The 12,128-nt window shown below is 67.2% G+C and carries 14 protein-coding genes; 5 read left to right on the top strand and 9 right to left on the bottom strand.

Annotation, left to right across the window (positions count from 1 at the left end; all coding sequences use genetic code 11):
- The first annotated feature begins 66 nt into the window (after positions 1 to 66).
- Positions 67 to 1,083 carry an Ldh family oxidoreductase gene (locus RIC54_RS06525; protein WP_350085648.1) on the top strand — a complete coding sequence of 339 codons (1,017 nt, stop codon included), beginning with the start codon at positions 67 to 69 and terminating at the stop codon, positions 1,081 to 1,083.
- Here the strand turns inward: RIC54_RS06525 and RIC54_RS06520 are convergent.
- Entirely contained in the window at positions 1,080 to 2,069 is a 990-nt protein-coding gene (locus tag RIC54_RS06520; protein WP_350085646.1) for a S1C family serine protease, read from the bottom strand. The two genes, RIC54_RS06525 and RIC54_RS06520, sit on opposite strands and share 4 nt — an antisense overlap.
- A gap of 126 nt (positions 2,070 to 2,195) precedes the next feature.
- On the opposite strand from RIC54_RS06520, the gene RIC54_RS06515 reads away from it, so the two are divergent.
- Complete coding sequence (locus RIC54_RS06515) at positions 2,196 to 2,573, top strand: hypothetical protein (protein WP_350085643.1); 378 nt, start codon at positions 2,196 to 2,198, stop codon at positions 2,571 to 2,573.
- Positions 2,574 to 2,652: 79 nt separating this feature from the next.
- Here RIC54_RS06515 and RIC54_RS06510 read toward each other — a convergent pair whose 3' ends face one another.
- From RIC54_RS06510 to RIC54_RS06490, 5 genes are all read right to left on the bottom strand, one after another.
- Positions 2,653 to 3,294, bottom strand: coding sequence for a hypothetical protein (locus RIC54_RS06510; RefSeq protein ID WP_350085640.1), 642 nt, complete (start codon positions 3,292 to 3,294; stop codon positions 2,653 to 2,655).
- 222 nt (positions 3,295 to 3,516) lie between these two features.
- Positions 3,517 to 3,924, bottom strand: coding sequence for a hypothetical protein (locus RIC54_RS06505; protein ID WP_350085637.1), 408 nt, complete (start codon positions 3,922 to 3,924; stop codon positions 3,517 to 3,519).
- Entirely contained in the window at positions 3,902 to 4,435 is a 534-nt protein-coding gene (locus RIC54_RS06500; RefSeq protein ID WP_350085634.1) for a hypothetical protein, read from the bottom strand. The genes RIC54_RS06505 and RIC54_RS06500 overlap by 23 nt, the downstream gene beginning before the upstream one ends.
- Before the next feature lie 10 nt (positions 4,436 to 4,445).
- Positions 4,446 to 4,940, bottom strand: coding sequence for a response regulator (locus tag RIC54_RS06495; protein WP_350085631.1), 495 nt, complete (start codon positions 4,938 to 4,940; stop codon positions 4,446 to 4,448).
- A 137-nt stretch (positions 4,941 to 5,077) separates the two neighbouring features.
- Entirely contained in the window at positions 5,078 to 6,010 is a 933-nt protein-coding gene (locus RIC54_RS06490) for a DMT family transporter (protein ID WP_350085628.1), read from the bottom strand.
- Positions 6,011 to 6,097: 87 nt separating this feature from the next.
- On the opposite strand from RIC54_RS06490, the gene RIC54_RS06485 reads away from it, so the two are divergent.
- The 3 genes from RIC54_RS06485 (at position 6,098) to RIC54_RS06475 (ending at position 8,810) form a co-directional block, all read left to right on the top strand.
- The gene (locus tag RIC54_RS06485; RefSeq protein ID WP_350085625.1) at positions 6,098 to 7,096 is read left to right on the top strand and encodes a D-2-hydroxyacid dehydrogenase; all 999 of its coding nucleotides are present in this window, start codon (positions 6,098 to 6,100) and stop codon (positions 7,094 to 7,096) included.
- Between the two features lie 90 nt (positions 7,097 to 7,186).
- Positions 7,187 to 8,020, top strand: a complete 834-nt coding sequence (locus RIC54_RS06480; protein ID WP_350085622.1) for a DUF1194 domain-containing protein — start codon at positions 7,187 to 7,189, stop codon at positions 8,018 to 8,020.
- An 82-nt stretch (positions 8,021 to 8,102) separates the two neighbouring features.
- Positions 8,103 to 8,810: a gamma-glutamylcyclotransferase gene (locus RIC54_RS06475; protein ID WP_350085619.1), complete on the top strand. Its 708-nt coding sequence runs from the start codon at positions 8,103 to 8,105 to the stop codon at positions 8,808 to 8,810.
- A 16-nt stretch (positions 8,811 to 8,826) separates the two neighbouring features.
- Here RIC54_RS06475 and RIC54_RS06470 read toward each other — a convergent pair whose 3' ends face one another.
- Genes RIC54_RS06470 through RIC54_RS06460 form a run of 3 tightly spaced genes read right to left on the bottom strand, consistent with a single transcriptional unit; the run spans position 8,827 to position 12,108 of the window.
- Entirely contained in the window at positions 8,827 to 9,912 is a 1,086-nt protein-coding gene (locus RIC54_RS06470) for a mandelate racemase/muconate lactonizing enzyme family protein (protein WP_350085616.1), read from the bottom strand.
- A gap of 57 nt (positions 9,913 to 9,969) precedes the next feature.
- Positions 9,970 to 10,686 carry an SDR family oxidoreductase gene (locus tag RIC54_RS06465; protein ID WP_350150871.1) on the bottom strand — a complete coding sequence of 239 codons (717 nt, stop codon included), beginning with the start codon at positions 10,684 to 10,686 and terminating at the stop codon, positions 9,970 to 9,972.
- A 9-nt stretch (positions 10,687 to 10,695) separates the two neighbouring features.
- Entirely contained in the window at positions 10,696 to 12,108 is a 1,413-nt protein-coding gene (locus RIC54_RS06460) for a M20/M25/M40 family metallo-hydrolase (protein WP_350150869.1), read from the bottom strand.
- Between the last annotated feature and the right edge of the window lie 20 nt (positions 12,109 to 12,128).

Genomic DNA, 12,128 nt, shown 5'->3' with positions numbered 1-12,128 from the left:
CTTGCCACGGCCGAACCCCTCGGGCTATCGACAGGGAGCCCCTTTCCGTCTCGATCGGACCTTACCGTGCCCCAGTACAGCCCAGCCGACCTCACCGACCTGATCATCCGGGTGTTCGTGAACAGCAAGGTCGACCCGCAGACGGCGCGCGTGGTCGCCGACGCCCTGGTGCGCGCGGAAGCGGATGGCATCTCCAGCCACGGGGTCGCCCGGGTGCCGCCCTACGCCGAGCAGGCGATGAACGGCAAGGTGGACGGCTTCGCCACGCCGACGGTGACCCGCACCGCCGCTGCCGTGCTCGACGTCGACTCCCGGATCGGATTCGCTTTTCCGGCGATCCGCCTCGGGCTGGACAGCGCCGCGGAGATCGTCAGGGAAACCGGGATCGTCGCGATCGGCATTAAGCACAGCCACCACTTCGGGGTTGCCGGCCATCATGTCGAGGATGCCGCCAACCGCGGGCTGATGGCGCTGGCCTTCTCCAACACCCCGGCCGCCATTGCGCCCTGGGGTGGGTCGAAGGCGCTGTACGGCACCAACCCGATCGCCTTCGCCTGCCCGCGCGGCGACGGCCGTCCGCCGCTGGTCATCGACCTGTCCGTATCCACCGTTGCCCGCGGCAAGGTCGTCCTTGCCGACAAAACCGGCGAGGCCATCCCGGACGATTGGGCGCTCGACGCCGACGGTCATGCAACGACCGATGCAAAGGTTGCCTTGACCGGGTCGATGGCACCGCTGGGCGGCCGCACGGCCGGCGCCAAGGGAGCAGCACTGGGCTTGATGATCGAGTTGCTGTGCGGGGCGCTGACCGGCTCCAATTTCGGCTACCAGGGTTCGTCGTTCTTCGAGCCGACCGGGGCACCGCCTTCGATCGGCCATCTGATCCTGGTGATCGACCCGAACGCCTTCGGCGGTGGTGCCGGCACCATTGCCCGCGCCGAGGAGATGTTCGCTGAGATTCTGAACCAGCCGGGCACACGCCTGCCCGGTGACAGCCGCCTCGCCAAACGTGCAGCCGCACCAGGCGGGATCTCCATTCCCGATGCGTTGGCGCGGGACCTGGAGGCCAGAGCGCGAGCCTAGTAGGTCCGCTCGAGCCTCAGCCAGTCGCGCCTGTCCCCGGACTTCAGGGTCACGTCCCGGACCCCGCCGCGCGACAGGATTCGCAGGGGTACGTCGACTCCGGCGGGGCCGAGCGCGCGCACCCGGCGCCACAAGGTGTCGAGTTGGCCGATCGGCTCATCCCCCAGGCCGACGATCACTTCGCCGGGCACGATGCCGGCCTTGTCCGCGGGCCCGCCGGGCGAGACCCGGGAAATCATCAACACTCCCCGTGTGGGTTCCGGGTACAGACCCAGCCAGGGAGTCGCCGGTGCGGTGGCCCGGCCGAACGCCAGCAGGTCGGCCAGGATCGGGGGCAGCAGGTCGATCGGAACGAACATGTTGCCGGGGGGTCCGGACCCATCTCCCGCCGTGTCCCCGACGATCAGCGAACCAATGCCGATCAGCCTGCCTTCGCTATCGAACAGTCCAGCGCCGCCGAAGTTCGGAATCGGCGGCGTCGTGAACAGCGCGTCCTCGAGCAGATACTCCCAGCCGCCAGCAAAGCTGCGACGAGCGACGACTATCGCCGGGGCCAGAACCCCCGGAGCGACCGCCGTGGCATGCTGGCCGGCGGCCATCCCGCTCGACGAACCGAGCCGGGCAGGCGTTGCACGCAGCGGCCCGCCCGCGCGAAGCAGGCCGAACCCCGTCTCATGATCGTAGGCGACGATCTCGGCCGGGACCTCGCGCCCGGTCGCGTCGGCCACCTGCACCCGGTCGGCCTCCAGGACCAGATAGCCGATGGTCAGGACCAGCCCGCCCTTGTCGATGACGATCCCGCCGCCGCGCCGCATCGGTCCGAGGGTGGCGGCGCTGCGCGCATCGGCCGGAACGTGGGCTTCGACCATCACCACAGAAGCTTCAGGCCCATCGGCCGCCCGAACGGGAACATCGCCGGCGGCTCCCATACCAAGGACCACGGCAAGCCCCGCCGTCACTGTCTTGATCAGGAACCGAGCGACCATCAATGCCCCCGGAAGGAATAATTAACCTTTCACGTGGTACCGTCCCCAGGCGGTTTCCAGTACTGGCGTGGCAGAATCCCGCCAACTCTGGTAGAATCGAACCGGGAACGAATTCGGGCATGGGCGATGGCGCGTGGACAGGACTACGTAAAGGCCAAGGCGCTGGAAGCGCTTGAGGCAACCGGCGGAAATCGGCACGAAGCCAGCTTGCTGTTGCGCGTCTGGGCGGAAGCTGATGCGAAGCTCTACAAAGCGATGACGGCGCCGTTGCTGAACAACCTCGCGGCACTTGCAATCCAGCGAGCGGTCGGGCGCGCCGACCGGGTCGGCCGCCCGCGTGCGCCGATCCGAGAGGCCGAACTGCTGGCGGCGCTCGGCTCGCGGAACGGGCAATCGATGTCGAGCACCCGCAGTGTCGGATCGCCACCGCCCCAGGGCAGCGTGCGGCACAAGCAGGCCGTCACCCTGCTGGCGTCCGCATACCGGCGCAAGCCGCTCGGCTGAAACGAAACGGGCAGTGCCGCAGCACTGCCCGATCACATCCAGGTAAATTGAAACGATCCGAACGACCGGCCGATCGAACCTATTTCGGCCGGGCCACCAGCATGTTCTCGTAGATCTTGGCGATGTAGGTGGGATCGGCGCCGATCTGCTGGTTGGTGCGCGACCGATGCTCGGCCGTCTCGGCCACGCCGGCGGCAATCATGACCGGCGCCGGCTCGTCCGGCACGACGGCCAGACCGGTCTTCTCAAGGCCCGCCAGGATATCCTGGCTCTGCTTGCGGAAGCGCTGGAACGAGGCGTCGAACATTGACGAATCGCGCCGCGAGCTCGGGTTCGAGGCACGCGCCAAAGCCATGGAGAAGATATCGAGGATCAGGTTGGCGTTCCGGCTCTCGAGCCAGCCATTGAGCATGGCGCCCCAGACGGCCGAAATGTAACCGCGCGACGCCGATGCCATCATTCCCTTGGACAAGGTCTGGTCGGCAGCGGCCACCATCTCGTCGCTCGGAACCTTGGGGACGATCATGAACCCTGCGAGTTCCAGGGATTCGATTACGTCCTTGGCGTCTTTCTCATACTTGTCCCACTCGTTCTCGATCAGGAACGAGCCGAGGATGTCCACCTCGTTGTTCTGAACATTGTTGAGAAACTTCGCGAATTCCTTGGCGAAGTGCTCAATGATCGTAGGCTGTGGGCGTGGAGCCGGTGTCCTGCCGCGCATGCCGTTCTTTCCCCTTCGCGAGCGGCCAACCGATCTTCGACGTTCTCGGCGAAGATTCGGGCCGTTCGTCGCTCTTATCGCGATAGAGCCTTGTCCGAACCGGTCAGCTTCATGGATGCCAGTCCGACGGCTGAAACGCCACTATAGCCGAAACGCCTTGTTTTTAAAAGGCCAAGCCGGTGTCCTGAACGCAAGAGGTGATCAACCGATGCTGCGCCGAAATCACTTCGGGCGCAGGAAGCGCGGTGGTGTCGGGATCGTGATCCGTTCGTCGGGAGCGGACAGATCGCGCCAGTCGCGTGCCGTGCTCTGCAGCAGCCGGGCTTTCAGACGCTTGGCCCGGCGGGTGGCGTCGCCGTTGATGCGGGTTCTCTGCCAGCCCGGCAACGCATCGAACGCGGCCGACGCCGTGCGCAGGTCGGCACGGCGGCCGGAGCGATAGGCCCGATTGACCTCGCGTGCGACTACGCTGGCCGGTCCGAGTTCGGCCGTCACCGTCTCCGACAGCAACCCCAACGCCTGACGATCCCGCGTGTCGATCTCGTTCATGCCTGCCTCGCCCGACGTCCGTCCAACCTCGAAAAAATAGTTCACCCGGCCGCGACTGTCATGCGTCTCGCTGCTGGTCACCCGATTCTCCATCCTTGCCGTCCGGCCGGAACTTGCGCCGGGCTTCGACGAAGGCATCGACGATTGCCTTCTCGACCGCACCGCCACGACCGGTGATCCGGTTTGCCAGCACGACGTAGAGCGCATCGATGTGCAGTCCGACGACCGGGCGCTGGCGATCGTCGAGGGATTTCAGGCCGGTCACGAAATCGTTCAGCGACTTGCCGATCAGGGTCAGCAGATCGTATCCGATGGTCCCGCCGGCACCTTTGATCGCGAGCGATGATTCATACAACGTAGTGACCAGCTTCTGCTGCGCCTCGGGCTCAGGCCCGGTGTCGGACAGCAACTGGCGCATGGCGGCAAGGCGTTCGCCGATGTCCTGCGTGAATCCGTCACGCGACTTGTGAACGACCTCCTCGAGTTGCTTGATCAGTTCCGGCGTCAGACGCAGATCGAAGCCGGTCGTCAGGTTGACGGCCTTCCGCTTCAGATCGGCGCGAGGCGGAATGATCTGTGCACGGCGTGCCATGGCGCCGGCCTCAGCCGTCCGAGCCGCGACGGTCAGGGCCGCCGAACGGCACCTGGCGCCGGCGGCGGTCCGGACCGAAATACTCGTCGGCATTCACGAAGGAGCGCGGCTTGGCGATGACCGCCACCAGCCGCCGATACAGTCCTTCGACGTTGAACGGCTTGGCCAGGAACTCGGTCACGCCCTTGTCCCGCGCGTTGATGACGTAATCCTGTTCGGAATTGGCCGTCAGCATGATGATCGGGATCATCCGGTCCGACGATTCGGGGCTGCTGCGGACCCAGTCGATCAGGGCCAGGCCGTTGTCCGGCTCCAGATGATACTCGGTGATGATGATGTCCACCGGATCACGCCGCAGAATGCTGCATGCCCGCTCAACCGAGTTGGCCGAGCGGATCGCGGTCGCACCCAGGACGCTCAGGATGTCGCGAACCAGCTGATTTGACAGCGGGTTGGTGTCGACAATGAGGAAACTCACCTTAGAGAAGTCGATCTTCTCGGGCATTCCCCATCATCTCCCCATTGGCTCCTCGCGAAACGGGAGCGTAACGATAAAAACCGCATCCACGCCAGTAAATCAAGCGGGCAGCGGCGCCGGCGATCATGGCGGCGTGCTGCCCCATGCGCCAGTTCGATGATCGGTCAGTGTCCGGTTTCTTCCCGCCGGACCCGCTCGCGCACCGAGATGTAGATCCCGCTGGCGATCAGGATCGCGATGCCCAGCCAGGTCATGCCATCGGGAAAATCGCCGAACCAGTAGTACCCGACGATCGTCGCGGTCAGGATCTCGCCGTAGCCGAACGGCGCCAGCAAGGACGCCGGCGCCTTCTCGAACGCCCGGATCATCAGGTAGTGGCCGCCGGCACCGATGGCGCCCATCGCCGCCATCGCCGCCAGTTGCATCGGCTGCGGTGTCACCCAGACGGCCGGCAGCAGGGCGCTGGTGACCACCAGACAAACCAGCGAGGTGATCGCCAGCGTCACCAACGGCGGAGCGGCATGGCTCAAGCGCCGGGTCAGCAACACGTAGCCTGCGAAGCTGGCCCCGGCGCCCAGAGCGAGCAGCGCACCGGGCTGCAAAACCGTCAAACCGGGCCGCAGCACCACCAGCGCGCCGCCGAACCCGACCAGCACCGCCATCCAGCGCCGGACCCCGACCGGCTCGCCCAGCACCAGCGGCGACAGGGCGGTCACGATCAGCGGCGCGATAAACAGCAGCGCCAGCGCGTCGGCGATCGGCATGGTGCGGATCGCCGAGAAGAACAGGAAGGTCCCGATCAGGATCCCGACCCCGCGCCCGAGTTGCAGCGGCAGGTGGCCGGGCCGCAGCATCGCCCTGGGGCTGGTGCCCAGCGCCAACGGCACGATCAGCAGCGACTGGAACAGGAACCGCGCCCAGATCAGCTGGACGATCGCGAAGCTGTCCGCCATAGCCTTGGCGAACCCGTCCATGATCGGCAGCAGCGCCACCGAGGCCAGCATCAAGCCGATCCCGAGCAGCGGCCGATCGGGCGGCGGCGAGGCGGGTACATCCGGGTGTGGCGCGTTGGCCAGATCGGCGGCGGGGCGGGTCATGGACAGTGGCTTTCGAGTGGTCCGGGCGGTTTGCGGAACCGCCCCGACACGGCCTAGCATGACGGTCCACGAAGAGGGAGGGTACCGGTGACCGGTCTCGATCGAGTCCGACTTCACGTCAAGAACAATCGGGCCGGCGAGGACGTGTTCCGCATGACCGCCGAGCGTGTCGCCGACGCCGCCGCGCGGCGGCCGGAGGTGGCGTCGCGTGTCGATACCCTGATCGACTTCGACCTTGACCGGTTCGACCAGTCGATGGCGACCGCGCACGCCCTGGTCACCTGGGATCTGCCGACCGCGGACCTGGCCCGACGAGCGCCGGACCTGCGCTGGATCCACATCATCGGCGCCGGGGTCGAGCACCTGCGTCCGCTGGACTGGCTGCCGTCCGGCGTGACCCTAACCAACAACCGAGGGGTGCACGCCGAGAAGACCGCGGAGTCGGCGCTGATGGCGGTGCTGATGCTGAACAACCGGATCCCGGCCTACATCACCGACCAGCGCCACCGGCGTTGGGCACCCGCGTTCGCCACCCCAGTCACCGGCAAGACGGTGGTGGTGGTCGGCGTCGGCGAGATGGGCCACGCTGCCGCCCGCGCCTTCAAGAAGGCCGGCCTGCGGGTGCTGGGCGTGCGCCGCGGCGGACGGGCACGGCGCTTTGTCGACAGGATGGTCGGCCCGGACCGGCTCCATGACGTTCTGGCCGAGGCGGATTTCGTTCACGTCACCACGCCGTTGACCGAGGAAACCCGGCACCTGATCGACGGAGCGGCGATGGACACCATGAAGCCGGGCGCCGGGCTGATCAACTTCGGCCGCGGGCCGGTGGTCGATGCGGCGGCACTGGCCGAGCGGCTGCGCGACGGCTGGATCGGCGGGGCGATCCTCGATGTGCACGACCCCGAACCGCTGCCAGAGGGCTCCCCGTTGTGGGACGTGCCGAACCTGATCATCACCCCCCATGTATCGTCGGACGACGACGTCAGCTACGTGCCGAAAACCCTGGACCTGGTGTTCGACAACCTCGGACGTCTGCTCGACGGCCGCCCGCTGCGCAACCGGGTGCGGCCGAGCCTGGGATACTGAACGCGCCTTGCGACGAGGCCATCTGGCTCTGCTAGGATCTGCGGTGGGAGCGTCTGAACGAGCCGGATGCGGCTTTGACGGAGGTGGCCGATGCGACTTGGATGGCTGCGTTGGGCCCTGGTGGCCCTGGTGGCATGGTTTAGCGCCGGTCCGCCATCGGCCCATGCCCAGTCGTTGACCCAGGCGACCGGCGTCCCGGTCGACCTGGAACTGGTGCTGGCGGTCGACATCTCCCGCTCCATGGATCCTGACGAGCAGGCGTTGCAGCGTGCCGGGTACGTTGCCGCGTTCCGTGACCCGGAGGTCCTGCGCGCCATCCGCTCCGGGCCGATCGGCCGGATCGCGGTCACCTATGTGGAGTGGGCGGGGACCGGGCTGCAGCGGGTGGTGTTGCCCTGGACGCTGGTGGAAGATGCGGCGTCCGGCGAACAGGTGGCCCGGGTCTTGGCGGCAGCACCGTTCGACGCCCAGCGCCGCACCTCGATCTCCGACGCCCTGCTGTACTCCGCCGCCCTGTTCACCAACAGCGGCTTCGCCGGCAACCGCAAGGTGATCGATATCTCCGGCGACGGCCCGAACAACCAGGGCATGGCGGTGGTGCACGCCCGCGACCGGGTGCTCGATCGGGGCATCATCATCAACGGCCTGCCGATCATGCTGAAACAGCGCTGGCCGTCCGGGTTCTTCGACGTCACCAACCTGGACATCTACTACGAGGACTGCGTGATCGGCGGCTTCGGCGCGTTCATCGTCACCGTCGTCGACCCGGACGAGTTCATCTCCGCCATCCGCCGCAAGCTCGTGCTGGAGATCGCGTCGGCGGCACCCAGGATCATCCCGGCCCAGATGCCCGGGCCGCTCGAGCCGACCGACTGCCTGGCCGGCGAGAAGCTGTGGGAGATGTGGATGCAGGGCATGGAATGAGCCTTGATGCCTGGACGTCACCAATGCGTTTCCAGGCGTCTTCATCGCGAATTAACGCAATTGCCCTATATTGCAGCGCATCATGATGAACGATTGCCCGCCCGAGATTCCCGCCGACGTAATCCCGCTGACCCGCGACAACATCCGTTCCGGCAAGATCCGCGAGTGGGTCGCCAAGCACGACCAGCACTTCACGCCGATGTCCGACGAAGACCTGGCCGCGTCGCGCGCGGCCATGTTCCCGCCGGACGGCAAGCCGGATGGTGCGGTCTGGGTGTTCGGCTACGGATCGCTGATCTGGAATCCGGCCTTCGATTTCGATGAGAAGCGGCCGGCGACCGTGTACGGGGTGCATCGGCGGTTCTGCCTCCAGACCTTCCTCGGCCGCGGCTCGCGCGAACGGCCGGGGTTGATGCTGGCGCTGGACCGCGGCGGTTGCTGCCGTGGCGTGGTTTTCCGGATCGCGCCCGAACACGTGGAAAGCGAGCTCGACGTGATCTGGCGCCGCGAGATGGTGACCAGTTCCTACAAGCCGACCTGGATGACGGCGATGACCCCGCAGGGCCCGGTCAGGGCGATCGGGTTCGCCATCAACCGCAAGCACGAACGCTACACCGGCGTCCTGCCCGAGGAGACGGTGGCCGAGACCATCGCCCACGCCTCCGGCTTCCTGGGGCCGTGCTGCGAGTACCTGTTCAACACCGTCGAGCACCTCGACGAGATCGGCATGCCCGACGCCGGCCTGACCCGCCTCGCCAAGCGGGTCCGCGCGATCCGGGCGCAGGGATAGCGGTTAATCCGCACCCTCAATCGTCGGCGTAGCGCCCCACCGCGTCCGGGTCGAAGCGGAAGCCCATGCCCGGGCGGTCGGGGATCAGCAGGTCGCCGTCGACCATCTCCAGCCGCTCCTGGAACAGCTCGGCGAACCACGGCATGTGCTCGGCGTAGTTCACGTTCGAGATCGCGCCGCACAGCTGCAGGCTGTGCTCGCTGAAGATGTGCGGGCTGACCGGCACGTCGTAGGCGGCGGCCATGTGGGCGACGCGAACCCATTCGGTCACTCCGCCGACCCGCTCCAGATCCGGCATCAGCACGTCGGCCGACTTGCGTTCCAGCATGTCGCGGAAGCCGTAGCGGCCGTACTCGGTCTCGCCGCTGGCAACCGGGGTGTCGATCTCCGCCGCCACCCGGGCCGAGCCTTCCAGGTCGTAGGCTTGCACCGGCTCCTCGAACCACACCAGGTCGAAGGTCTCCAGCTTGCGGCCGAGCCGGATGGCGTGGTTGACCGCCAGGCCTTGGTTGGCATCGGCCATCAGCTTGATGCGCGAGCCGATCGCCGAGCGCACCGCTGCCACCCGCTCGATGTCCTCGCCGATGTCGGGCTTGCCGATCCGCATCTTCACCGCCGTGAACCCCTGGGCGACGAAGTCCCTGGCCTGGGCCTCCAGTTCCGGGATGGTCATCGAAGCCCACAGCCCGCCCGAGGCGTACGCCGTCACCCGGTCGCGGCGCCGGCCCAGCAGGCGCGACACCGACGCCCCCAGCGACTGGCCCAGGATGTCCCAGCACGCCCAGTCGATTGCCGCGATCCCGAACAGCGACACGCCCTTGTGGCCGAGGAAATTGATCTCGGTCCACATCTCGTCGAAACGGGCGGTGGTGTCGCGCGGATCCTTGCCGATCGCCCGCTCGCCCAACATCCGCACGATCGATTCCAGCACCGGCACCCGATGCTGGCCGATCGCCCAGAGATAGCTTTCGCCGGTGATGCCCTCGTCGGTGTCGAGCCAGACCAGCAGGCCGGACACCCCCTCGATACGGTGGATCGACGTGCCGATCGGCTTGTCGAACGGAATGTGGATGCGCCGGGTGCGCAGGCCGGTGATCTTCATGGCTTCCTCCGGGAACGCGACGGCAGGCAGGCCGCAGGTTTCTTGGTTGCAGGAAGCCTAGACCGGCTGCACCGAGGGCAGAACCATGATCCTGGGCACAAGTACGTGCGCCGGCTGCTCGACCGCGAACACCACCGCCCGCGCCACGTCCTCCGGCAGCAGCGGCTGCGGGATGTTCTGCACCACCTCGGGACGGACCGCGTGATCGCGGTGCAGGTCGGTGCGCACCAGCCCCGGCTCCACCACCGACACCCGCACACCGCTGCCGGCCAGTTCCATGCGCAGCGCCTCGCACAACGCCTCGACGGCGTAGTTGGTGGCCGCGTAGCCGCCGGCGTTCGGGCGCACTTTGGTGCCGAACACCGACCCGGTCATCAGCAGGTGGCCGCTGCCGGCGGCCTTGAAGTGCTTGGCGGTGGTGTAGGCGAAGCGGAACGCCGCGTCGACGTTGACCCGGATCATCTCCGACAGCGCGTCCAGGTCGATGCTTTCCACCGGCGCCGCGTGGATCAGCCCGGCGTTGGCGTAGGCGATGTCCATCCGCCCGAACCGCTCCATCGCCAGCGCGATCAACCGGTTGGGAGTGTCGTGGTCGGTCACGTCGCCGGCCAGCACCGCGCAGTCCGGCAGCCGGGCGGCGTGCTGCTCGAGCACCTCCCGGCGCCGGCCGTGCAGCACCAGCTTCACCCCGCGCGCCGACAGCGCCTCGGCGGTGGCGAGACCGATGCCGCTGGTCCCACCGGTGATCACCGCAACCTTGCCTGCAAGCGTCATTTCGCCCTCTCAGCTCTTGGCTTTGGCGATGCCGGCCATGCGCGCCAGGACGGCGGCGTTGGAACGGATGCCGTTGTGGAAGCAGACCAGTTCGAACTTCTCGTTCGGCGAGTGCACCCGGTCGTCCTCCAGGCCGAAGCCCAGCAGGATGGAGTCGATGCCCAGGTACTTGCGGATCGAGCCGACCGCCGGGATCGAGCCGCCGGTACCGATCAGATAGGCCTCCTTGCCGAACACGTCGGACAGGCCCTGCATCGCCGCACCCAGGTAGGGCGAGTCGGTCGGCACGCGAATGGCAGGGGAGCCGCCGAGCCCGACGAAGGACGCGGTGTAGCCTTCGGGGAGGCGGTCGGTAATGAACTTCTGCAGGTTCGTCGCTACCGCGTCCGGATCCTGGTCGGGGACCAGACGGCAGGAGATCTTGGCCATCGCCTCGCGGGCGATCACCGTCTTGGCGCCGGCGTCGACGTAGCCGCCGAGGATGCCGTTGACGTCGCAGGTTGGACGCGCCCATTGCCGTTCAAGCGCGTTGAAGCCGGCCTCGCCACCGCCGGCCGACGGCAGGCCGATGTCCGCCATCGCCGCCTTCTCGTCATAGCCGAGCGACTCCCACTGCGTTTTCTCGTTGGCGCCGACCGGGATCACGTCGTCGTAGAAATGCGGGATCTGGACCCGGCCCTTCCCGTCATGCAACTCGCCGAGGATGTGGGCCAGCAGGTTCAGCGGGTTGACCACCACGCCGCCATACATGCCGGAATGCAAATCCCTGCTCGGACCGTGGATCGTCACCTCCTGGTAGACCATGCCACGCAGGCTGTAGGTAATCGCCGGCTGGTCGACGTCCCACATCCCGGTGTCGCAGACCACGCAGACGTCGGCCTTCAGGTCGTCGACATTGGCCGCCATGAACGGGTCGAGCGACGGGCTACCGCACTCCTCTTCGCCTTCCAGCAGGACGGTGATCCGGCACGGCAGGGTCCCGTGCACGTCGCGCCAGGCCCGGAACGCCTCGATCCAGGTCATCACCTGGCCTTTGTCGTCGACGGCACCGCGCGCCACGATCCGCTTGCCGCGCTCCGCGTCAACCAGCACCGGCTCGAACGGCCCGCTGTTCCACAGCTCCAGCGGGTCGGCGGGCTGCACGTCGTAGTGGCCGTAGTACAGGATGTGCGGGGCGTCGCCGCCCGGCCCCGGGTGCTGGGCCACCACCATCGGATGGCCGGTGGTCGGCCGCACCGAGGCGGTGAAGCCCAGGCCGGTCAACTCATCGGACATCCAATGGGCGGCGCGGTTCACATGCTCGGTAAACGCCGGGTCTGTGGAGACGCTGGGGATGCGCAGGATGTCGAACAACCGTTCGACCGAGGCATCGAGATTGGCATCGACACGCTCCAGCACCTGGGCAACGGGCAGATCGGTCATGGAAAGCTCCGGGGTTGGAT

It is taken from the genome of Thalassobaculum sp., assembly GCF_040219215.1.
GTDB lineage: Bacteria > Pseudomonadota > Alphaproteobacteria > Thalassobaculales > Thalassobaculaceae > Thalassobaculum_A.
This window is presented reverse-complemented; position numbering and strand designations above follow the sequence as displayed.

What these genes read in the sequence shown, in the direction of transcription:
- RIC54_RS06515 (WP_350085643.1), top strand. Translation starts at nt 2,196, where the DNA reads ATGGCGCGTGGACAGGACTACGTAAAGGCCAAGGCGCTGGAAGCGCTT.
- RIC54_RS06480 (WP_350085622.1), top strand. Translation starts at nt 7,187, where the DNA reads ATGCGACTTGGATGGCTGCGTTGGGCCCTGGTGGCCCTGGTGGCATGG.
- RIC54_RS06500 (WP_350085634.1), bottom strand. Translation starts at nt 4,435, where the DNA reads ATGGCACGCCGTGCACAGATCATTCCGCCTCGCGCCGATCTGAAGCGG.
- RIC54_RS06460 (WP_350150869.1), bottom strand. Translation starts at nt 12,108, where the DNA reads ATGACCGATCTGCCCGTTGCCCAGGTGCTGGAGCGTGTCGATGCCAAT.
- RIC54_RS06465 (WP_350150871.1), bottom strand. Translation starts at nt 10,686, where the DNA reads ATGACGCTTGCAGGCAAGGTTGCGGTGATCACCGGTGGGACCAGCGGC.
- RIC54_RS06470 (WP_350085616.1), bottom strand. Translation starts at nt 9,912, where the DNA reads ATGAAGATCACCGGCCTGCGCACCCGGCGCATCCACATTCCGTTCGAC.
- RIC54_RS06510 (WP_350085640.1), bottom strand. Translation starts at nt 3,294, where the DNA reads ATGCGCGGCAGGACACCGGCTCCACGCCCACAGCCTACGATCATTGAG.
- RIC54_RS06490 (WP_350085628.1), bottom strand. Translation starts at nt 6,010, where the DNA reads ATGACCCGCCCCGCCGCCGATCTGGCCAACGCGCCACACCCGGATGTA.
- RIC54_RS06475 (WP_350085619.1), top strand. Translation starts at nt 8,103, where the DNA reads ATGATGAACGATTGCCCGCCCGAGATTCCCGCCGACGTAATCCCGCTG.
- RIC54_RS06495 (WP_350085631.1), bottom strand. Translation starts at nt 4,940, where the DNA reads ATGCCCGAGAAGATCGACTTCTCTAAGGTGAGTTTCCTCATTGTCGAC.
- RIC54_RS06520 (WP_350085646.1), bottom strand. Translation starts at nt 2,069, where the DNA reads ATGGTCGCTCGGTTCCTGATCAAGACAGTGACGGCGGGGCTTGCCGTG.